This is a genomic window from Cytobacillus sp. IB215665, assembly GCF_033963835.1.
Lineage (GTDB): Bacteria > Bacillota > Bacilli > Bacillales > SM2101 > Nanhaiella.
Genome location: NZ_JAXBME010000003.1, coordinates 323,125 through 344,682, shown reverse-complemented (window position 1 = coordinate 344,682; position 21,558 = coordinate 323,125). Strand labels below are relative to the sequence as shown.

Here is a 21,558-nt window from a genome sequence, read left to right as displayed (position 1 = left end):
TTCGGAAAATCTGGAAAAAAAGACTTGTGAAACAACTTAATAAAATGTGCAAATCCCGTGCTTGTATTTGAATTTTGCTGTTTTAGTAGGATTATTTTACACATGTATGTGCAAGTGTCATTTTGGACATCAATTTTTTTGCAGAGAATTAAGTCCACGAAACGATGCAGCAAAGATGTTTTTCCAAGGAGCTTCACTCCGATGCTACATTTCCGACGCATGTCCTTATTGTTGAACTACTATAATTAAAAAATTAAAGTAATGATGAGTTTTATTTTAATAGGCCCTTTTCGATTTATCTTGAAAATTTACTGTAAGATAAGTTTTTCTAAGCCTTATAAGATGAAAATAGCAAAGGTGCAGGATGCTAGTTGTATCAGTGGTTATACTGTTTGCACAAAAAATAACAATTAGCAGTTTAATAAAACAATTAATTATGTGTACACTATGAATTTGACATTAATACACAAATAAACATTATACACATATTTATCAAAAACTCCAATATAGTTTTTATGTAGTGAAAACGCCTACATTAAATGATTGCTCTTAAATGCTTAGCTATATGTAGAAAACCACCAAATTACATTGCTTTAAACAATATACTTTTCTGACTAAGATTTAAACACTTAACGCCTACAGATTTTGACATGTATTCACGTAGCTGTATAGTTTTGGTGAAATGGAAATAATAATTTATAAAATGTCTGCCAAAAAAACAACAAAAAGGTCCCAAGATTATCTTGAGACCTTAGCCATGTTATTTAGTTTTGTTTGTTATTACGGTTGTTGGTGACCACCAAGTTGTGATTCAGCCATAGAAACTAATCTCTTGGTAATTTCTCCTCCAACTGATCCATTTGCTCTAGAAGTAGTGTCAGGTCCTAAGTTTACACCGAATTCATTTGCAATTTCATATTTCATTTGATCTATTGCTTGTTGAGCACCGGCTACGACAAGTTGGTTTGACGACGAATTGTTTGCTTGTGGTTGATTTTGCATGATTTGTTTCATCTCCTCATCATAATTCTAATTTTGGTTGGGTAGGCTGGATTTGCACCAGCTGTATGGTCTTTAATCATATTCAGCATCTATTACTGAACATCATACATCCACATGCCAAACTTGGCTTTACCCAATAAATTAAATGTTTATCTAGTATTATGACGTATTTGAAAGATGATATTCATGAATTAGATTGGTAATGGTTGTTAGTTAACAATCATTACTTTTTCATGAAATAATACATTTATCCACCTCGTTATTAACAAACTAATTTTATGCGTATGTAAATGAGGTGGTTTAATGTTTATGTGCCCACTTTGTAATGGGCTAGGAAATTTCGCGGTTAATTGTCCTGTATGTGGAGAAGGAACTGAGGATAGAGGAAGGGTAATGGACTATTATGATGATTACAGTCCTTACATGGAAATTGACCATTTAAAGAGAAATGATGGATATGGGACTACGTTAAGTAACCATGAATGTCCACACATTTTATTTTGTGCATCTTGCCAACATGAGTTTGTGAGCTTAATTAAAGAACAAGAAAATAATATCATTTGAATGTTACCTAATTTGAACAAATGGACGGTAAGTAATAGCAATTGATTGAAACGTGTTTAGGTGTTAGTACAAAAAATACTAATTATGCGAAAACAGCCATATAAAAAAGAGCCTAACACTACAGTCATATTGTCTTATGGGATAATCCCCATTATACAAATATTGTGTAGTGCTAGACCCTTTTCTATTGTAGGTATTTATCGAATACGTTCTTCTGTTTCATTGTCGAAGAAATGAGATTTGTTCATATCGAACGCAAATTCCACTACATCTCCGTGAGAGATTTTTGAGCGAGCATCAACACGTGCGATAAAGCTTTGGTTACCAAGCTGTGAATAGAGCATAGTTTCTGCACCCATAAGCTCAGCTACCTCGATTGTAGCTCTGAATTTTGTATTTGGTGATGATTCAAGGAATACGGGCTCATCATGAATATTTTCAGGACGAACACCTAAAGTTAACTCCTTGTTCACATACTTTTTATCACGTAATGTTTTCATTTTTCCTTCAGGAACTGAGATAGTAATGTTACCAATTTTGAAATTACCATCTTCCTGTAATGTACCTTTAAAGAAGTTCATAGCAGGAGAACCAATGAATCCACCGACAAACATATTTTCAGGGTTTTCATATACTTCTGTAGGAGTACCAATTTGTTGAATAATACCATCTTTCATAACAACCAAGCGTGTAGCCATTGTCATTGCTTCTGTTTGGTCATGTGTTACGTAAATAGTTGTTGTTTGTAAGCGTTGGTGTAATTTTGTAATTTCTGAACGCATAGCAACACGTAGCTTAGCATCTAAGTTTGAAAGTGGTTCGTCCATTAAGAAAACTTTTGCGTCTCGAACAATTGCACGTCCAAGTGCAACACGCTGACGTTGACCCCCAGATAATGCTTTTGGCTTACGCTTTAAATATTCTTCTAATCCTAAAATTCTCGCAGCATCATTAACACGCTTTTCGATTTCAGCCTTTGGTGTTTTTCTAAGCTTAAGTCCAAATGCCATGTTGTCATAGACGTTCATATGTGGGTATAATGCATAGTTTTGGAACACCATCGCAATGTCTCGGTCTTTTGGTGCTACATCATTCATTTTTTTATCTCCAATATAAAAGTCACCAGAAGAGATTTCTTCAAGTCCAGCAATCATACGTAGTGTAGTCGACTTACCACATCCTGATGGTCCTACAAATACGATAAACTCTTTGTCCTTAATATGAAGGTTAAAGTCTTTAACTGCTGTTACGTCATTATCGTATTTTTTATAGATATGTTCTAATTTTAATTCAGCCATTGTTGTTGCCTCCTAGTAGGATTATTGTGAACGCTTTCTTAATATAGTAATAGTCTACATAATAATATATCTAATAGTAAATGTAAGGGTTGCACAAAAAAAGAAAGTACGATTGTGCATGTTTCACAAAATGGTACATAAAACACCAAAAATCCTATGCTATCGTCACTTTATTGTAACAAGTTTCTAGCAGTGTTCTGTAAAATGATTAACAAAATGGAGACAGCAAGTTGTAAACCCAACTTATATCGTCTCCATTAAACATTAGGAATATTACATTAATAGTTAACATGTTTATAAACAATTGCTACATACGTCGTAAAAGCACCTTTGAAGCTTTTAATATCAATCCCTGTTTTTTCTATAAAACGATCTATTCTATATTGTAAGCTATTGCGATGAATGAACAGTTTTTTTGATGCGAGGGAAATATTTAAGTTGCATTCAATAAACAACTTTATTGTTTGAAGTAATTCATCATCTTTTCCAATATTTGAAAATAAATTTTCTGCTACATGAGGCAAAATATTCTTTGATGGTTCATGTAAAAAGAGGATTGGAAAAACGTCTTCAAGCTTATATAACTTTTCATGTGAAAGTTTAGCTTTAGCCTGTTGAAAAAATACTTTTTCCTCGTGAAAATATTGTTTGACCTTCTCGGAGAATAGATGTACATGACCTACAAATAATTGGATGTTTATAAACAGATCACTAGCAATAATTTCAATAAATTCATGAAACTGAATTCTATCTTGCTTCGGCTCATAATATTCAATGATCGTACCCATTTGATTGCTTTCCCAAAGAATGAAAATTTTAGAGTAAAAAAGCTCTTTCATAGTATCTAGAAAGTCATCTTTATCGTATAAAGCTGTAGGGATGTAAAAGTGAATAAATCGTATTTGTGAAGGCTGAATGTCTGATTCATTATGTACCTTATCGTTAAACAGTACATTTCTCCAAAATACTTCTTCCTTTGATAAGGCTTCTTTATAGTTATGCACAGGTGTTAACAGCAGTGCTAGTAGTTCTTTCTCTTTCTCTGTTACTGCGTTTTTAGCTAGATAGATATCTGTGCCGTCTTTCGTTTCAAAACAATCATAATTATGTATGTTTGTTGTTGGTTTTTCTAGCAATACTGCTTCACCATATAATTGTTGCAATTTTTCAATCATCGTAACTCACCTTAATATGTATTTTTAGTTCAACATGATTTAGTAAAGTATATCACGCTATGAACGTTCATATCACCTATCATTATAACAGTAAACGACAGGTACGTTATGTACCTGTCGAGCTTCTTTTTAGAGGTTTATTCAGTGACAATTATGTTATTTCATGTGGAGGTTCCTCTTCAACAACATCTCTGGCTTCTTCAATATTAGTACAATTGTAGCATGAATGAACTGAACCACCAGCCATTCCTTCGTTAATCATCCGATCAATATCGAAGTAAGCTTTGTCTCGTCCTTCATTTAGAAGATCTTTTTTGTCAGTTCTTTCATCAGTCATCAATGAACACCTCCTATTGAAGTTACATTCATAGTTTGTGTAGAATTTAAAAAATTATTTTTAAGGGGCTTGATAAAATATTTCATGTAGGTGTTTTAAAGTCGGTGACTTCTTGAAATAGTTGGACGAGGTTGTTTATTCCATTTTTTTGTATAGGCTTTTCATCAAATACCATCGGTTTTGAATTGATTTCATAAATATACAACATACCTTCTTTCGATCTACCTATATCAATTGAAAATTCTCCAATAAACCCCATTTTTTTATTTAACGCTTGCCCACATTCATCAACCAAAGTATATAGTTCATTTATATTTATACGGTCTTGGATAGTTTCAAATGGAAGGAGCTTCCCTCCGTTTGGTACGTGGGTAGTAACATCTTGTGTAATAGACTGTCTTACACCGATACCACTAATAATAAATTGTTTTGCTTGCTTATGGGCAAAAATACGCAAATCATACCGCTTTTGATCTATTTCATCTGAATCAATTGCTTGCTGAATAAGATAACTGCCGTTGAAAAGTATAGGGTATGCATGTAAAAACATATCAATGCTCGAGAACTGTTCTGTTGTTTTTACATCTTCTACTTGGACCGTATCATTGTGTTTTATCGTAACTCTTTTAATACCTTCCCCTTTACAACCACGATTTGGCTTTATATAAACAACACCATAAGTGGATAACATGTCTTTGCACTGCTGGGGTTTTTTTAGCTGTGAAGTTTCAGGTAAATATTTTTTAGTTATGTTATTTTCAGCTAGTGAGGAAAATACATCTTGTTTTAAGAAAAAGGAAGGGTTTACGATCGGTATTTTACGATCCTGAAAAAATTTTATTGCTTTAACATTTGCTCCTAATTGTTCATCCTCTTGAGAAGGTATACGGTTATATATGATATGTGGCAATGGAGCATGAATTTGTAACCACCCTTTTTTCTTCTTGTAATATACGTAACCAGTTATGCCATTACTACGTATACCCTCATAAGAGAAAACTACACATACTCCTCCAAGTGACTGTAACGCTTCTTGAATTTGTCGAAATATATGATGGTTCCCAGAAAAAGCTTTGCCTTTTTTTGATGCACTTGTCATAATACCAATTAATGGTCCAATCATTGACCCTTTACATAGAACGGGGAAATGGATAAGGTGAGGCAATATTGTTTCTAAATAAGTAGTGAGCTGTTTGTTCTGACCGAAAAAAAAGGGGGTGTCCTTTGCAATAGATTGATGCCACTCTTGAGAGCTTGGGTCATAATATAACTGTTTCATTGAAAGATAACCTCGGGCTCTAATATTGATTTTTCTGTTAAATAAATGGCAAATAACATGGACAGCTTCCTGCTTAATAAATCGTACTCATGTAGTTTAGGATGATTAAAAATTGCTCTTCCTGGCTTAGAATTTGCTTCAAATAACCAGATATTTAGCTCTTTATCAATGCCAATATCAAATCCAATTTCTCCAATTAAGCCTACTGTTCGAATTTCAATGCTTTTACTAAGTGAGATAACAGCATCTGTTAAGCGGTCAATTATATCAGCTCTTTGTTCTTCATCTGTAAAAACTTCCTCTATTGTTTTAACCATTCCTCCATTTTTTAAATGAGTAGTAGCGCTCCCTTTCCCAGCAATTTTAGCAGCTATAACACTGACTTGCCAATTGCCCTCTCGATTTTTATTCGTATGGATACGAAAATCAACAGTTCTACCGTCAATTCTTAACAATGATATACCTTGTTGAACAATATATTGTTGAAGTTGGTTTTGTTTAAATAAATGATTAATCATTGATTCTAGATTTGGAAATTTTTGAAGCCGATTTTTCGTGAATTTGTCTCTATATCGACAATAATAACACTTCTCATCTTCAACATAAAAAAGTTGAAAGACACCATATCCAAGACTGCCATTAATAGGCTTTAAATAAACATGTCGATATTTTTTTAGCAAATCATTTAATTGTGATAAGTCAGCATATCGTTCTGTTTCTGGAAGAAAATGTGAAATGGAATGATCGGTAATTAACTGCTCGTGAATACTCCATTTATTAAAAAATCCTGGATTATACCAAGGAATAGAATATTCTCTTTGTAGTCGTTCTTTAATATGTTTAAAGTAATGTTGATTTTCTGTTTTTCGATTTGGTAAACGATCGTATACAACGTTTGGGAGAGGGACCTCAATTTGTTTCCATCCAGCATCTGTATAAAAATGTCCTGTTACCAATCCTTTCTCCCAGCATATATGATGAGCACCAAATACATAAGCGTAAGCTCCGATTGCTTCTTCTACAGCTAATAGCTTTGCAAAAAACAATGATCTATTCCCTATCGGGCGCAAATTTGACTCAGTAAAACCAGCTGTAAATATACCTATAAGCGGACCTACATATATTCTTTCCTCATCTGTGAAAAGGTGAACTTTACTACATCGAGGTATATGCAGTTGTTCATAGACATCTTTAGACATAATAACCTCATGATCATTGTATGAATGTGATTGTATCGAGCATGCGCATGATATCGTTCCGAAGAAAATTTGTTCCATTGAAGGTTTGAATATCTCTTTAGGAATATATACAGTTTGACTGTGTTCATTTGTAACTGTTAAGGAATACTTCATGCTTATTCAGCTCCTACTAAATCGTCTTAATGATTGTTTCATTTTAAAATGGCTCTTTTCGTAAACTATGTTGCTTGTTTTCCTCTTAAAGTTGAGAATCTGATGATTATTATGAAATGATTGTTCAAGTATTTATAGAAGAAAAGATGCCCCGAACGTTAGTTAACTTCGTGTTTAGCTCTTTTTACTCAAAGTAACAAGTAATGCGAAAACAGCCTATTACAAGGCTTTTTTCGTAAACTATGTTTTTTTATTTACTTATATTTAAGAAATAGTATCTAAGGAAGAAAAGATGCCAGGAAACTGTATTGTATATACGTGTTTATGTCTTAAATGGACAAAGGACTAATTATTAGGATGTGTAAAACGGTAAAAATTTCTTTATACACTAGTATTCAAGTAGCTAATACATCATGTAATTATTAATAAAGGGTTTCCTGACTCTTTTCTTTTATGAAGTAGTCATATTCTTCGTAAGGTGTTTGCTATATAGGAGGGGGGCGGCAAAGAGCTCCAACTCTTTATTCGAATTAAGTTGAAAAATAACGCTTCTCCCAGGTTTAGAGTTCGTGTCAATTAGCCAAATTTTATTATCTTGATCAAGTCCAATATCAATTCCAAGCTCAAATAGTTCAGAAAATTGCCCCTCTAATATTTGTGGTACCCGATCGATGATCGTTTCTAATTCATCTTTAATAATGTTATTTGTATTCGTTGAGAGTGCATCTAACCAATTTTCAAATGGAATGTACATACCCCCACCATGGATATTTGAAATTAAATCGTTTTGATGCCCCCTTCGAATACCACGTCCTCTTTCAATCCAATGACCTGTTTCATTTTTTTGTAGGAGAACACGAATATCAAATGGTCGATGTTTTTCATCGTGAAGCGACAACAAAGGTTGCATAAGGTAGGGTTGGACTGTTAACAGTTTTGTTAACCATGATATAAATTCTGGCTTATGTTGAAATTGTTTTGTAATAACTTTTTCCTTACGATGGGTTTTTGCTTCAATATATTGATCTTTAACTGAAAGGCTTATAACGCCTCTTCCTTGTGAACCACTTTCAGGTTTTAGTAGTACTTGTTTTGTTTTTCTAAGGGATTGGATCACTTTATGCCGAGATGTAACCTTTTCAGTTTTTGGAATATAGTGAGAAAGGATAGGGTCATTGTTTAGAATTTTATAGATTTCCCATTTATTCGGTAAGCCATAGCCGAGAAAAATAGTATCTGGCCTTGTCTTTAGCCAATTAACGATAGGTTTACTTTTCATTGAAATTTCATTTTGACTGTAAAAGCAACGGTCGTAAAGGACAGTTGGGATAGGAAATGTATCCTGCACCCACGTATTTGTTGTCAGATCAAATTTTTCTCCATGTACTAATTCAGTATTTGGATCAATTGATAAGGGTGTAAGTCGATAAACTGTGATATTAAATGCTTCAGCATGCTTTGCAATTTCGGTTGCATAACCTCGTTCTTGATTTGGAAGAAGGGTTAAAAAACCAAATTGTTTCATGTTAATTCACTCCTTCGTTAAAAAAATTGGCTAAATTAAGACAATGATTGACAATTGCCTTCGCTGAAGGTCTAATTGTATCTTGTTTTCGTTTTGGGTCATGATTTTTTGAAGGCTTAGTATTTATTTCGATAATCCATGGATGCCCCATGTTATCTACTGCTAAATCAATACCTAATTCACCATACAGGCCATCTATTGCTTTACTTATGACAGAAGCGATTTCAATTGCTAGCTCTTTCAGTAATTTATGAATATGTTTAGCAGTTGTTTGATCAAAGCTCTGTTGTAAACAGTCTGCAACACGTATGAATTCTCCTCCTTGATATATGTTCGATACGAATTGACCAGCAGCAGAAACGCGTGCTACTGCGGACGTGATAGTCCATTCTGTATGGTTTCTACAATGACATAGAATGCGGAAATCAACTGGACGATTGTCAACAGTTAATAAATTTAACCCTTGCTGACCGACAAATGCTTCTTTGATTAGCCGTGGTCTAAGTGATTTAAATAATGTAATAAATGAATCATATTTGTGTTCTATTTCAGCAGTAAAGGTTGTGTAATCAAGTATAAATTCATGATCTTTTCTTTTTATTTGAAAAATTCTTTTGCCTTGACTGCCGTGAATAGGTTTTATGAAAACTGTATCAAATTTTGTTATTAAGTCATGAATGTCTTGCTTATTTTGCAATAAAAGTGTCTCTGGAAGGTATGGTTGTAGATAATCTTCATTCGAAAGTATAGTATAAGCATCCCATTTATTAATATATCGGTCGTTAAAAAATGGTATATTTAATTCATGAAGTGCCTCTTTTACGTTTGAAAAAGTTGTTGATTGCTCGCTTTTTCTTGAATGTATTCGATTGTGTACAACATGAGGCAGCGGTACAGATGACTCAACCCAGTTGTTGTCTAAATTGTTATATATCAAACCTTTCATTTGTTGTTTGCGGAAGGTTTTGGGTGACAAGGTGTAAAATAGTACACCTACTTTATGACAATATTGAGCAATCTCTTCGCAATATAATTGGAGTGAACCAAAAGTAAATTGATCATCATTCTTTTTAATATCAGTTAATATTGCTATGAAGGGGCCAATCTCTAATTCATTCGATTGATGTATATGTTTTATTGAAGCAGTAAAAGGAATTGTAGGTAAATTAAGCTTATTTAGCAGTTGTATGCTAAAATATAAATTTAGGTCTTTTTCCTCAATACGAACGATTTCTGCGTTTTTGGTAAGCTTGTGACAAGTAATATTCATTGTCTCTTGACATTTTAATAGAGCAAATATTCTTTTAGGTATTTGAATAGTATCTGATTCTGTAGGTATTTCAGTAATTATTGGAGAAATTTGAACTCTTAATGGCTTTGTCATCATAAGAAACCCCATTATTTCATTATTTTATATAGGCATACGCTGATATCGTATCGTATGATAATGTTATATATTTTGTGACGATGAAAGGTTGATGGATGTTGGAAAGTGTTTTAGTAATATTTACTATGGTTTTGATCGGAGCAGCTATTGGTGGGATAACGAACTCCTTAGCAATTAGAATGTTATTTCGTCCTTATCATCCGGTGTATCTATTTGGAAAGCAGTTACCGTTTACTCCAGGCTTAATCCCAAAGCGAAGGGAAGAATTAGCAAACCAGCTTGGAAGAATGGTAGTTGATCATTTGCTTACTCCAGAAAGCTTACGAAGGAAGTTATTAGATAACAACTTTCAAGAAGATGCAGTGAAGTGGGTTAAGGAAGAAGGAGACCGTTTATTTTCTTCAACTTTTACAATTGAAGAGTTAATTACAAAAATGGGTGTGGAAAATCCTTCATTAGTTGTTGAACATAAATTGTCTATGCTTATAGAGAATAAATATATTCAAATGATGAATGACAACGGAGAAAAGTCTATTCGAGAAGTCATACCGACTGACTTACTATTAAAGGCAAATGATAAGCTTCCTTTATTGACAGAATATATTATTTCGAAGGGTGTTGTTTTTTTCGAAAGCAGCGAAGGAAAAGACAGACTATCACGTATGATTGATGATTTTTTGGCTAGTCGAAGTGGTATGCTAGGAGGCATGCTACAAATGTTTCTTGGCAACACAAGCTTGGTAGACAAGGTTCAACCAGAAATAATAAAATTTTTAAAGAATGACGGCACAAAACAATTAGTTGTCAACATGTTAGAAAATGAATGGCTTAAACTTCAAGAACGTAAAATAGGAGAACTAGAAAAAGATATTCCTCGAGACAAAATATTATCATTCTTAAAGCAAACCATTCATAAGCGCATAGCTGTGAACGTGTATATGGAGAAAGAGGTAAGTGAAGTATTAAAGCCGTATAAAGATCGGGTACTGAATGACATGGTTCCAAAAACAGTTGAGCTAGCTACGGATTTTATAGCGAATCGAACAGAAAGAATGATGGAGCGATTGCATTTAGCAGATATAGTACGTACACAAGTAGAATCATTTCCTGTTGAGCGGTTAGAAGAAATGGTATTATCCATTTCACGAAGAGAATTTAAAATGATCACCTATTTAGGGGCATTGCTTGGTGGTATGATTGGTTTAATTCAAGCTTTTATTGTATTATTTATTAAGTAATTATACAAAATGGATATAAAGTATACTTAATTAAAGTGTATATTGGATAATTGCAAGCACTGATGCATAACATCTAGTATGGATTTTGCATACTCATAGGTAAGAAGGAATGTGTTAATCATACTTTAGATGTTTGTTATAGTGTAAGAGTTCGCATCGTAAAAAAAACTAGGAGGCTATTTAATGTCAAATAATTTATATGATGTTGCTTACGAATTAGAGAAAGCAATTCGCAATAGTGAGGATTTTAAGCAATTACAACAGCTCTATAATGAAGTAAACAATGATGCTTCAGCTAAGCGTATGTTTGATAACTTCCGTGAAGTTCAGCTAATGCTACAACAAAAGCAAATGATGGGTGAAGATATTTCTGACGAAGAGGTAGAGAAGGCTCAACAGTCAGCTGCTTTAATCCAACAACATACGACCATCTCAAAACTCATGGAAGCTGAACAAAGAATGAGCATGGTTATTAGCGAGCTTTCCAAAATAATGATGAACCCACTAGAAGAGTTATACGGTAATATGGAGCAATAAAATCATTATGTGTTGTGAACAGTGAAACAGGGATGCAGTTTATGCATCCCTGTTTTCGATTGTTACAAAATGGAGTGTCATTACGGTATGGGGACTTGCTCAATTGTATATTTAGTTACAATTCAATTCCTAAAAAAAAGCTGTTTTCACATTGATTGTTGTCTTCGTATTAAGAAGTAAACACGTACACAAATAGAGTTCGTGGTATCATTTTCTTCTGTACAACAATGACTAACAAAATAAAATCACTTTTTTTAGTACTAATTTGATAACAAAACAATATTTACGAAAAGAGCAATAAAAAACAGCCCGCATTAGGCTGTTTACGTAATAATCGTTATTCAATGAAATAAACTCGGTATAACTAAAGGTTCACGGCATTTTCTTCTTTAAAAGGCTGTTTTCTAGCTAAGAATAAATACTTACACAACTAGAACGCCTAGCACATTTCCTTCTGTAAACCTATGACAAACGTATAAAACCATGTTTTACGCTCCTAATTTGATACAAATAGCAACAAAGTTTACGGTTAGAGATTTTGAACCGAAATTTTTTTAAATAATCAAATAACGTTTAGGGGAAGCACTATCCTTCATCAACACTTCTTGCTTTCTTTCTTCAATTTTCTTATATATATCTATATTAACTTTATTTTTTCGTTGGCGTCTAATGATTCCTTTTAACACTGTCATCACCCTTTACTTTTGATACTTTAAGTATAAGCCGATGCGCTATTTTTTAAACCGACCGTTAGATTGTTTTTCTCTCATCCTTAAGACTGAAATATCATCATCCCAATACTCCATAAGTTCAAGTTATTTTACGTATCAGAACTTTTTATAAACACAAATAAATTACTGACTAGTCTATATAACAAATCATAGAAATGAAATTAAGCTGAAAAAATTTTATTGAAGCTATCCTTTATTATAGGTCGGTACACGAGTAGTACTTTTAGAAGGTGAGTCCATGTTGTGCAGGTATACAACTACAGTAAAAGATGAGAATTGTATTGTTTGTGACTGCCCATTTGTCATTGATACATTTCAACGCAATGATGGTATACGGCGGGGCAAACATGTGTTATTTATAGTGGATAAAGCCTTGGGTTCACAGGAGCTGTTTGAGAGTATTTGAATCAAAGAAAATTTCAATTATACGAAAACGTACAATAGATCAGTTAAGGTTCTACAAGAATTAACTACTAGACTAACTCCAAAAATTAGAGGTGCATAAATGTGCACCTCGCTGTTTACTCATTTCACATAGATGACATGTGTTTATAGGTAATGAAAAATTATATTTACAAGAGTTAATTATCCGTTTCCTTTTGAAGAATATCATTAACAACATCTTCGATCGTTACACTTCCTAAAGCTTTTTCTAAAGCTAATTGGGCAACTGAAAAAAGGGGAGCAATAGTATCCTGAATGTTTCTTCCCACTGGACAAGCTGGATTTGGACTTTCATGAACACTAAATAATTCTTTTTCTTGAACGACATTAACGGCCTTATAAACGTCTAGTAAAGTAATATGAGATAAATCTCTAGCAAGGTCAGCTCCCGCTATACCTGGTTGAACTTTGACCAAATCTGCTTTTTTTAGCATCCCCATAATCTTTCGGATGACTGCAGGATTAGTGTTTACACTTCCTGCTATATATTCTGAAGTGCTAACACCGTCTTTGTTTATTTCGATGAGAGCTAGTATATGAATTCCAACAGCAAAACGACTGCTTATGGACATTGTAGTCACCTTCCTCATAAATATATTAATTTCAGAATAAAGTTGTAACTAATTATATTACAAGTATTTATTATAACTTAAAAATTTAAAAAGTGTTGACAAACATACTAATTGTAATTAATATAGTTACATGTAATCAATATAGTTACAATTAACTTTAGGAGGCTTTATAATGACAACGAATAAAGAAAAAGTAATTCAAGTATTAACTAGTCTTGAAAATGGAGATTCAACTGCTATTCAAGAATTTATAAATCCACATAAATACATCCAACATAATTTAACTTTTCCAAATGGCAGAGAAGTCATGTTAGGGGCATTAAGTGACCTTAAAGCAGCTGGCACAAAGGCTAATATACAGAGAGTCCTTGTGGACGGTGACTTTGTTGTCACTCACACAGATTATGACTTCTTCGGACCGAAAGTAGGATTTGATATTTTCCGTTTTGAAAACGGTCAGATCGTTGAACATTGGGATAACTTACAGCAAAAGGTAGATAAAACACCAAGTGGACATACAATGCTAGATGGTCCGATTGACATTCAGGATGAGGATAAAACAGCAGAAAACAAAGAATTAGTTAAAAGCTTTGTTTCGGATGTACTAATGGGTAATAATCCAGAAAAACTGACCTCTTACTTTGAGGGTGATCACTATATTCAACATAATCCAGCAATTGCCGATGGCCTTTCTGGATTGGGTATTGCACTTGAAGGTATGGCAAAACAAGGTATTGAAATGATCTATGATAAAATTCATATGGTTATTGGACAAGGTAATTTTGTATTAACAGTTAGTGAAGGAACATTTGCAGGTGCTCACACCTCTTTCTATGATTTATTCAGAGTAGAAAATGGTAAGGTTGCTGAGCATTGGGATGTAATGGAGACAATTATTCCTGAAGAGGAGCGTAAAAACAATAACGACAAGTTCTAGATGAACAGCATTCTCAGTTCATAAATTGTTATTCATAACCATTAACTTTATTTGACAAACAGTAAAGGAAATCTGTTGAACGTTCAATGTAAATGAATATATATAAATATCTAGTTATTGTTTAACAATTCATCAATTTGGGCAACAATATAAACCGAATAAGAAGCAATTATAAAAGGAGAGATTTTTTTGAAGCACTTAGTTATTTATGCACACCCAAATCCACAAAGCTTTAATCATGCTATACTCGAAACAGTGGTAGGTAGACTAGAAGATCAAGGAAATGAAGTCGTTGTTCGCGATTTATACGCTTTAAATTTTGAACCAGTGTTAAGTGGAAATGATTTTGCTGCTTTTCAATCTGGTAATACACCAAATGATATTCAGACTGAGCAGGAACATGTAAAGTGGGCGGATGTTATTACATTGATTTACCCAATTTGGTGGACTGGACTTCCAGCTATTCTAAAAGGATATATAGATCGAGTTTTTGCCTACGGTTTTGCTTATGCTGTGAATGAACAAGGAGGGTACGAAAAACTGCTAGCGGGGAAAAAAGCAGTAGTATTAAACACGATTGGTCATCCAGAGGATTATTATGAACAAATTGGTATGATTGGAGCAATGAAGCAAACAACAGATAATGGTATTTTTGATTTTGTTGGTATTGAAACACTTGAGCATAAGTTTTTTGGTTCTGTTCCATCAGTTGATGATAATACTAGAAAGCAAATGCTCGTAGATGTAGAACACATTATTGCTAGATTATTCGGATAAAATACGATTAGAATATAAATGGTCTTACTATAGATGTGAAACTTATCTATAGTAAGACTTTTTGTTTATCATTTTTTGGTCAGACTCCCGTTTCTGTCAAGGTCGTGAGGTTTGTTGAGTATTGGATAGTTCAATTCTTAAGCCAAGATAGTACTTAATGATAGTAATCATAAGCTTAGATCATATGTGACGAATATGTAGGTTGAGCAATCTAAGGTTATTGGCTGCTAATCATGGGCAACATTTTTATACTTTACTGGATAATTTGTCCCTTAATATGGAAAGGATAACGATAGTAAGGGATGTGAGGTGAGTATATTGTGGAAGTTTGGGAGGATTCTTTAAAAGTAATTATACGTATTATTACGATTCTTCCGTTAATGCTTGCTCTAGGACTTTTTATGGGGAAGCGATCAATAGGTGAGTTGCCAGTGTTTGATTTTCTTGTAGTAATCGTTTTTGGAGCTGTAGTTGGGGCAGATATTGCAGATCCAGAGATTGATCATATCCATACAGTGGTTGCGATGATTACAATCGCGATTCTTCAAAAAGCTATCGTGCTTGTTAAGTTGAAAAATAGAAAGATTGGCAAGCTGTTGACCTTTGAACCGACTATTGTTATATACAATGGTGAATTTCTCATGAAAAATATGAAAAAGATCCAATACTCAATCGATAACATATTACAAATGCTACGTGGAAAAGATGTATTTCATGTTGAAGATGTTGAAATTGCCATTGTTGAAGCAGATGGTAATTTATCTGTTAAAAAGGTTCCGATGAAGGAATTAATTACGAACGAGGATTTCGGTCTACATAAAAATGGACAAAATTATGAAATACCTGTTATTTTAGACGGTGAAATTCAATTAGATTTATTGAAATGGCTAAAAAAAGATGAAGCATGGTTAAGGACAAAATTATTAGCTGAGAATATTACGGATCTAAATACTATATTTTATTGTTCATTATCTCAAAATGATAAGCTCCAATTTTCCCTTAAAGTTGATGAACAAACAAATATCCCTCCAATTGACCATTAATAAAAGTTAACCTTTTCTTCTTATTATAGAAAAATGAAGGATTACAGGTTATAAAAATGATATGAATACTTAATGTGGTCAAACATGAGAGGAGTTACATAGTAAATTGTCTAATCAAAAGCAACTAGTTCTTGATATTGGAGGGGTTCTTGCTACAAATTTATCACCTTTATTTTGGGAAGAGCTATCTACAACATCAAAGATACATTATGACAAACTAATAGAATATAAAAATAGTGTACGTACTGGGCTTTGGACTGGGAAAATAACAGAGGACCAATTTTGGTCAGGTCTGTCCATGAAACACCCTTCATTTGAAAAAGGAGTAGCAAAGCCTATGCTGTTATCTCATTTGAAATTACTCCCTGCTGTACACCATGTTGCTAAATGGAGTCAGTTTGCTGACATTCATATACTAAGCAATCATCGTATGGAGTGGATTGAGCCAATTTTAAAGGAAATACAAAATGATGTTAAAAGCATTACAGTATCTAGTGAAGTAGGTTATTGTAAGCCTCATAAAGCCATATATACAACCATTCAAACTAAGCTAGACAGTGAAAAAGAAACGTTGTTTGTAGACGATCAAGAGCAAAACTTTGTAGAGGCTCGTACACTTGGATGGAGAACTTTGCTTGCAGACGAACAAGGAAGTTGGATAAATCAAATAATGCCACTATTATTGTCAGCAAAATTTAGTTTAGGGAATTAATTGTACAGCAATTCTTAATGAATCATTTAACAATTATAAAGGCTAACATAGTAACTCCATCATCTTATCTTGCCACTATTTTAATTTGATGGAGCAGTTTTTTTAAAACCTCGTAACACATCTCCTCAATTTTAGCTCACTTAACAGTCATTCAAAAGTTGTAGAGACATATCATTCTTACTCCTCATGAGATATTGTAGAACCATTTTGTACAATGGAATTAAGCTAAATGAATGAGAAGTTAATACTGAACATAGTATTATTGAGTCATAAAAGGTGTTTCATTCATATATTTAACCAGAGTCACTTAGTATGCAAAAATCAATTTAGGAGCTGTTATGAATGAATCAACAACAACTACCAAACTGGGCATGGAGATATTTGGAACGATTAAATTTGACACCACCTAGCACAGCTTCATATGAATTTTTAGAGCTGTTTTCAAAAAGGCATCTTTCTTTTTTACCTTTTGAAAATGTTAGTAAATTAATTTATTCTACTAGGAACAATTCAAATGGTTATTTCATTCCTTCTGTTGAACAATATGTTGATAATCTATTTAAATATGATTTTGGTGGAACGTGTTTTGTACTTAATCCGTACGCTTTACAACTGTTAACACTATTAGGGTATGACTGTTATCATGTAAGGTTAGGAGAGAGTCATATAGCGATTTTAGTACAATTACCAGACTTTCCTGATGAAAGACTATATTTGGATTTTGGATCAGCAGCACCTATTATGAAGCCAGTCCGATTTGAAAACATGCAAAATTCTTCATCATTTGGTGCAGATGACATTCAACTAATACCAGATGATGAACAACAAGGTTATTACAGATTTACACGTTTTCGTCATGGGAAATTTGTCAATAACCACTGGTCATTTAATCCTAACATTCGTAGTAAAGTAGGAGATTTTGATGAAGCGATTCACAAATCATATTCCAAAGATGCTGTTTTTATGACTCGACTTCGAGTAAATCTGTTTCAAATTGACAAAGGACGTACACTTTCTTTAATCAACAATAAATTAACAATTACAACGCTGGATGATAAAGAAATAGTACGGAAGCTAAAGGACATTGAGGAAGTTGAGAGCATAATTTCTGAAGAGTTTATGTTACCAAAATTGCCAGTTAGGAAGGCTATCAATTTGTTAAGAGATTTAGGTACAGATATATTTCACGTAGAAAACAGTTAAGAGCTACTAAAAGATTTTTCAAGTAGCTAGATTTTGATTTTACTTACTGTTCGATGAGATGCCAAGATTGATATTTAAATAATTAGTTTGGACAGTAAACCGTGTAATTGGCAAGTATGTAGGAGTTTGGACAGTAAACCGTGTAAATTGGCAAGTAAATGTGGGAGTTTGGACAGTAAACCGTGTAAATTGGCAAGTAAATGTGGGAGTTTGGACAGTAAACGATGTGAATTGGCAAGTAAATGTAGGAACTTGGACAGTAAACCGTGTAAATTGGCAAGTAAATGTAGGAGTTTGGACAGAAACCGTGTAAATCAGTCAGTAAAAACCTAAGAGTTAGATATATTAATAGTAAGTTGCTTTAATGTAATATTTAAATAGGAAATATTTCGATATGATTATGCATGTTTGCAAACATATTTATTAACTTTTTCCAAAGAGTTGACAAACTCTATTACAATCCTTAGGAATTACGCATTAAGTGATTTTTAAAATAGCATTCACATAGGCTTTTTTCGTAAAATTTGTTGCTATTTTTACTAAAAATATACAGTATGAAGAGTTTTATGAAACCTCAATAATTGTAAAAGTAGAAAAGACGAGGTTTTATACGTGCTAATATACAGAACGAAAAGCAACAATCAAAGAGAAAACAGTCTTCATTTAAAATAGTTCGCTTAACATATAGCGAACTATTTTTGTAAGTAAATAGAAAAATAATATATATAGTGAGGGTCACTAGTGTTAGTTTTAAGTAAAGGCTCTTTTTTATATGCAAAATTAGAACGGCATAGGCATGAATTTCTTTGTTCTATAATTGATATAAGTTACTGTCTAATCTTGGTTTGCTATAAATGAATGTGATAAAAGCCTTGATGAACTTTTAATTTTATTGGTGTATGATGGGTCTATATTCCAATTTTTAAAGGTGTGATTGAATGAGTAAAAAATATCAAGATATTATCTCTACAAGAGAAGAATTCGAATCTTTTCAACAGTTCGTAGGCAACCCGAGCCCCAGAGCTGCTAATAAGGTTATTTCATTTATCGATAGCCATTGTAGAGAGTTTATTGATAAATCTCCATTTCTATCTTTGGCAACTTCTAATTCAGAAGGACAATGTGACGTTTCACCAAGAGGAGATTACCCAGGGTTTGTTTCTGTTCTTGATGATCATCACTTGTTTATTCCAGAACGACCAGGAAATCGAAGAATGGACTCTGCTAATAATATAATTACAAATCCAAATATAGGACTCTTATTTTTTATACCTGGGTTAGGAGAAACGTTAAGAATAAACGGAAAAGCTTATATTTGTCGTGACCCTGAACTATTAGAAAATAGTAAAGTAAATGGACGTGCTCCGTTATTTGGAATTTTAGTAGAAGTGCAGGAATGCTATGCGCATTGTGCAAAAGCCTTTATTCGATCAAATTTATGGAATCCCGAATCATGGTATGCTAAAAAGACACTTCCATCGGTCCCACAAATGTTGGTAGCTCACTCGAAGATACCAAATGCAACTTCTGAACAAGTAGCAAAAGAGTTACAAGAGGGCTATAAAAATAGGCTCTATTGAATATATCTTGCTAAATAAACAATAGGGCACATTTCTCAGATAAAAAGAATGGGTGATAAGTAAGGTGATTAAATATTTTGATTAGTAATAGTTTGAAATGTCATTTAGAAGAAAAATACGGTGCATTTACACCTGTTCCTTTAACTGGTGGATATACGAATGAAGTTTTTTTATTAAAAGGTACTAACCCTACCATAGTTATTAAAATGGGTAAGATATTAAATAAAGATATTGTTAATGAAGTGAAGTGTTTGGAATTAACTAGAGAAACAGATTTAACTCCGAGGTTATATGAATTATTGGAAACAGATGAAACTACATATACAGTAATGGAATATCGACAAGGTGACAATGCTCAATCAATTCTCGATCATAGTAATGTAACGATATCTGAGTATATTTATATTGAATTAGGAAAAACACTCGCTAAACATATACATTCCTTAAAATACGATTTTAATTCTTATGGAATAAGAGAAAGCACTGCTAATGAACTTAATCTAAATCTAGCATTTGTACCTGAAGGTCTTATTAACAAATCTAAAGAACTATTAAAGAACATGAATGACTCAAAGGATGAGTGGGTATTGACTCATGGAGATTATGGAATACATAACGTATTATGCAATTCAGGCAGAGTACATACTGTTTTAGATTGGGAGTGGTCAGAATGGGGAAATCCTTTATCTGACTTAGCATGGGTATGTTGGTTCACTAAGTTACATTATCCAAAGCATGCGAGTGTATTAAACAATCATTTTATTAAGGAATATTTAAAAATCAATCCTATTCACTTATCCTCTAACACATTAAAAAGTTATTGTGTTAATAAAGTATGGAAAGTCTTAAATAGGGTACGTCATGCACCATTAGAAGTCCAGGAAGAGTGGTGTAAACGTCTAGCATGGACCTTGCATACAGATATTTTTGATTTTCTGGACAGCATAAAATAATGCACATTAATCTATATTATGAAATTGAGTTGATCTCACGCTTGCATAGTGAATGACAATTGAAAAAAGAGAATTGAAGTTCTATAATACACAATTGAATTAATAAATGTAGGAAATGAATTGAAATATACTTATTCATTTTGCGGTTATAAAAACTGAAGATGAAGAGATCCCCCGTAACATTTGAGATTTTCATGGTTTACTTTTGGAATAGGTGGTTATATTCAATATCTTACGCCTAATCTCGAAGGGGGATCAAAAAGTAATAATTAACTAAATTGGTTATTTTTGAATTTTAGTGTAAATTTGAAATGTAAAACCAAATTGATCCGTTACAACTCCGTAACAAGGACTAAAAGGGATTTCTTTCAATCGCATATGAACAGTACCATTTTCTTTTAAGCCATCAAAAATTTGCTTGGTCTCTTCCACATCTTATGTTGTAATACGTATTCTCACATGATTTCCCATTTGATAGGGCTGACTTGGATATGTATCTGAAAGCATTAGGATTGAGTCTCCGATTTTTAAGGTAGCGTATCCAACCAAGTCTTTATCGTCATGTGATATAGCATAATGGGTGTTTTCAAGCATTTCTCCTAAAGATTGGTGAGAAAAGATTCAGCATTCAGTGCTTTTTGATAAAATTGTATGACTTTATTCCTATTTCCATTCACCCTCAAATAAGGACAAACTTGTATTGACTCAACTCCATGTGTAACTTAAATATCCTAATTATACGAAAAGATTAGCCTTTTATAACATTTATTTCCATTTAGTATCGACTGTTAATTTATTTGCGTGTTTATTGAGTACACAATGGTGTGATAGAGCTTCGTAATATCCTAGATAAAATGATTGTTTGACTGAAAAAATGAATGGTGAAGACGGTATGTAATTAGCATGTTAAAA

The 21,558-nt window shown here is 33.0% G+C and carries 21 protein-coding genes; 11 read left to right on the top strand and 10 right to left on the bottom strand.

Going from position 1 to position 21,558, the window contains the following annotated elements:
* Positions 1-780: 780 nt before the first annotated feature.
* Positions 781-1,002: an alpha/beta-type small acid-soluble spore protein gene (locus tag SLH52_RS05835; RefSeq protein ID WP_214483391.1), complete on the bottom strand. Its 222-nt coding sequence runs from the start codon at positions 1,000-1,002 to the stop codon at positions 781-783.
* A gap of 303 nt (positions 1,003-1,305) precedes the next feature.
* Between SLH52_RS05835 and SLH52_RS05830 the strand changes: the two genes are divergently transcribed.
* A complete protein-coding gene (locus tag SLH52_RS05830) occupies positions 1,306-1,566 on the top strand; it encodes a hypothetical protein (protein ID WP_320208339.1) in 261 nt (86 codons plus the stop codon).
* Positions 1,567-1,763: 197 nt separating this feature from the next.
* Here SLH52_RS05830 and SLH52_RS05825 read toward each other — a convergent pair whose 3' ends face one another.
* The 7 genes from SLH52_RS05825 to SLH52_RS05795 form a co-directional block, all read right to left on the bottom strand.
* Positions 1,764-2,864: a sn-glycerol-3-phosphate ABC transporter ATP-binding protein UgpC gene (locus tag SLH52_RS05825; RefSeq protein WP_320208338.1), complete on the bottom strand. Its 1,101-nt coding sequence runs from the start codon at positions 2,862-2,864 to the stop codon at positions 1,764-1,766.
* A gap of 278 nt (positions 2,865-3,142) precedes the next feature.
* Positions 3,143-4,039 carry a PucR family transcriptional regulator gene (locus SLH52_RS05820; protein ID WP_320208337.1) on the bottom strand — a complete coding sequence of 299 codons (897 nt, stop codon included), beginning with the start codon at positions 4,037-4,039 and terminating at the stop codon, positions 3,143-3,145.
* A 151-nt stretch (positions 4,040-4,190) separates the two neighbouring features.
* A complete protein-coding gene (locus tag SLH52_RS05815) occupies positions 4,191-4,376 on the bottom strand; it encodes a hypothetical protein (protein WP_320208336.1) in 186 nt (61 codons plus the stop codon).
* An 82-nt stretch (positions 4,377-4,458) separates the two neighbouring features.
* Positions 4,459-5,655, bottom strand: a complete 1,197-nt coding sequence (locus SLH52_RS05810) for a YheC/YheD family protein (RefSeq protein ID WP_320208335.1) — start codon at positions 5,653-5,655, stop codon at positions 4,459-4,461.
* Positions 5,652-7,007 carry a YheC/YheD family protein gene (locus SLH52_RS05805; RefSeq protein WP_320208334.1) on the bottom strand — a complete coding sequence of 452 codons (1,356 nt, stop codon included), beginning with the start codon at positions 7,005-7,007 and terminating at the stop codon, positions 5,652-5,654. Before SLH52_RS05805 ends, SLH52_RS05810 begins: the two co-directional genes overlap by 4 nt.
* A gap of 451 nt (positions 7,008-7,458) precedes the next feature.
* Positions 7,459-8,532 carry a YheC/YheD family protein gene (locus SLH52_RS05800; RefSeq protein ID WP_320208333.1) on the bottom strand — a complete coding sequence of 358 codons (1,074 nt, stop codon included), beginning with the start codon at positions 8,530-8,532 and terminating at the stop codon, positions 7,459-7,461.
* 1 nt (position 8,533) lies between these two features.
* Positions 8,534-9,916, bottom strand: coding sequence for a YheC/YheD family protein (locus tag SLH52_RS05795; protein ID WP_320208332.1), 1,383 nt, complete (start codon positions 9,914-9,916; stop codon positions 8,534-8,536).
* 101 nt (positions 9,917-10,017) lie between these two features.
* On the opposite strand from SLH52_RS05795, the gene SLH52_RS05790 reads away from it, so the two are divergent.
* Together SLH52_RS05790 and SLH52_RS05785 are read left to right on the top strand one after the other, a co-directional pair.
* On the top strand, positions 10,018-11,157 hold the full coding sequence (locus tag SLH52_RS05790) for a DUF445 domain-containing protein (protein WP_320208331.1): 1,140 nt from the start codon (positions 10,018-10,020) through the stop codon (positions 11,155-11,157).
* 183 nt (positions 11,158-11,340) lie between these two features.
* The gene (locus tag SLH52_RS05785; protein ID WP_214483400.1) at positions 11,341-11,694 is read left to right on the top strand and encodes a YlbF family regulator; all 354 of its coding nucleotides are present in this window, start codon (positions 11,341-11,343) and stop codon (positions 11,692-11,694) included.
* 554 nt (positions 11,695-12,248) lie between these two features.
* On the opposite strand, the gene SLH52_RS05780 is transcribed toward SLH52_RS05785, so the two are convergent.
* Both SLH52_RS05780 and SLH52_RS05775 read right to left on the bottom strand, forming a co-directional pair.
* Positions 12,249-12,380, bottom strand: coding sequence for a hypothetical protein (locus tag SLH52_RS05780; protein ID WP_320208330.1), 132 nt, complete (start codon positions 12,378-12,380; stop codon positions 12,249-12,251).
* Positions 12,381-13,006: 626 nt separating this feature from the next.
* A complete protein-coding gene (locus SLH52_RS05775) occupies positions 13,007-13,441 on the bottom strand; it encodes an Rrf2 family transcriptional regulator (RefSeq protein WP_320208329.1) in 435 nt (144 codons plus the stop codon).
* Positions 13,442-13,613: 172 nt separating this feature from the next.
* Between SLH52_RS05775 and SLH52_RS05770 the strand changes: the two genes are divergently transcribed.
* The 8 genes from SLH52_RS05770 (at position 13,614) to SLH52_RS05735 (ending at position 20,646) form a co-directional block, all read left to right on the top strand.
* On the top strand, positions 13,614-14,378 hold the full coding sequence (locus tag SLH52_RS05770) for a hypothetical protein (RefSeq protein WP_320208328.1): 765 nt from the start codon (positions 13,614-13,616) through the stop codon (positions 14,376-14,378).
* A 189-nt stretch (positions 14,379-14,567) separates the two neighbouring features.
* Positions 14,568-15,155, top strand: a complete 588-nt coding sequence (locus SLH52_RS05765; protein WP_320208327.1) for an NAD(P)H-dependent oxidoreductase — start codon at positions 14,568-14,570, stop codon at positions 15,153-15,155.
* Positions 15,156-15,475: 320 nt separating this feature from the next.
* Positions 15,476-16,198, top strand: a complete 723-nt coding sequence (locus SLH52_RS05760; RefSeq protein WP_320208326.1) for a DUF421 domain-containing protein — start codon at positions 15,476-15,478, stop codon at positions 16,196-16,198.
* Between the two features lie 106 nt (positions 16,199-16,304).
* Positions 16,305-16,910 (top strand): hypothetical protein, encoded by a 606-nt coding sequence (locus SLH52_RS05755; protein WP_320208325.1) that lies wholly within the window; start codon positions 16,305-16,307, stop codon positions 16,908-16,910.
* Positions 16,911-17,252: 342 nt separating this feature from the next.
* A complete protein-coding gene (locus SLH52_RS05750) occupies positions 17,253-18,113 on the top strand; it encodes an arylamine N-acetyltransferase (RefSeq protein ID WP_320208324.1) in 861 nt (286 codons plus the stop codon).
* Between the two features lie 160 nt (positions 18,114-18,273).
* Positions 18,274-18,426: a hypothetical protein gene (locus SLH52_RS05745; RefSeq protein WP_320208323.1), complete on the top strand. Its 153-nt coding sequence runs from the start codon at positions 18,274-18,276 to the stop codon at positions 18,424-18,426.
* Between the two features lie 625 nt (positions 18,427-19,051).
* Positions 19,052-19,693 (top strand): pyridoxamine 5'-phosphate oxidase family protein, encoded by a 642-nt coding sequence (locus SLH52_RS05740; protein ID WP_320208322.1) that lies wholly within the window; start codon positions 19,052-19,054, stop codon positions 19,691-19,693.
* Between the two features lie 77 nt (positions 19,694-19,770).
* A complete protein-coding gene (locus SLH52_RS05735) occupies positions 19,771-20,646 on the top strand; it encodes a phosphotransferase family protein (protein ID WP_320208321.1) in 876 nt (291 codons plus the stop codon).
* Positions 20,647-21,558: the final 912 nt, after the last annotated feature.

Coding starts and splice junctions, on each gene's coding strand:
- SLH52_RS05785 (WP_214483400.1), top strand. CDS start 11,341: ATGTCAAATAATTTATATGATGTTGCTTACGAATTAGAGAAAGCAATT.
- SLH52_RS05750 (WP_320208324.1), top strand. CDS start 17,253: ATGAATCAACAACAACTACCAAACTGGGCATGGAGATATTTGGAACGA.
- SLH52_RS05795 (WP_320208332.1), bottom strand. CDS start 9,916: ATGACAAAGCCATTAAGAGTTCAAATTTCTCCAATAATTACTGAAATA.
- SLH52_RS05835 (WP_214483391.1), bottom strand. CDS start 1,002: ATGCAAAATCAACCACAAGCAAACAATTCGTCGTCAAACCAACTTGTC.
- SLH52_RS05810 (WP_320208335.1), bottom strand. CDS start 5,655: ATGAAACAGTTATATTATGACCCAAGCTCTCAAGAGTGGCATCAATCT.
- SLH52_RS05800 (WP_320208333.1), bottom strand. CDS start 8,532: ATGAAACAATTTGGTTTTTTAACCCTTCTTCCAAATCAAGAACGAGGT.
- SLH52_RS05815 (WP_320208336.1), bottom strand. CDS start 4,376: ATGACTGATGAAAGAACTGACAAAAAAGATCTTCTAAATGAAGGACGA.
- SLH52_RS05805 (WP_320208334.1), bottom strand. CDS start 7,007: ATGAAGTATTCCTTAACAGTTACAAATGAACACAGTCAAACTGTATAT.
- SLH52_RS05775 (WP_320208329.1), bottom strand. CDS start 13,441: ATGTCCATAAGCAGTCGTTTTGCTGTTGGAATTCATATACTAGCTCTC.
- SLH52_RS05740 (WP_320208322.1), top strand. CDS start 19,052: ATGAGTAAAAAATATCAAGATATTATCTCTACAAGAGAAGAATTCGAA.
- SLH52_RS05820 (WP_320208337.1), bottom strand. CDS start 4,039: ATGATTGAAAAATTGCAACAATTATATGGTGAAGCAGTATTGCTAGAA.
- SLH52_RS05770 (WP_320208328.1), top strand. CDS start 13,614: ATGACAACGAATAAAGAAAAAGTAATTCAAGTATTAACTAGTCTTGAA.
- SLH52_RS05825 (WP_320208338.1), bottom strand. CDS start 2,864: ATGGCTGAATTAAAATTAGAACATATCTATAAAAAATACGATAATGAC.
- SLH52_RS05830 (WP_320208339.1), top strand. CDS start 1,306: ATGTTTATGTGCCCACTTTGTAATGGGCTAGGAAATTTCGCGGTTAAT.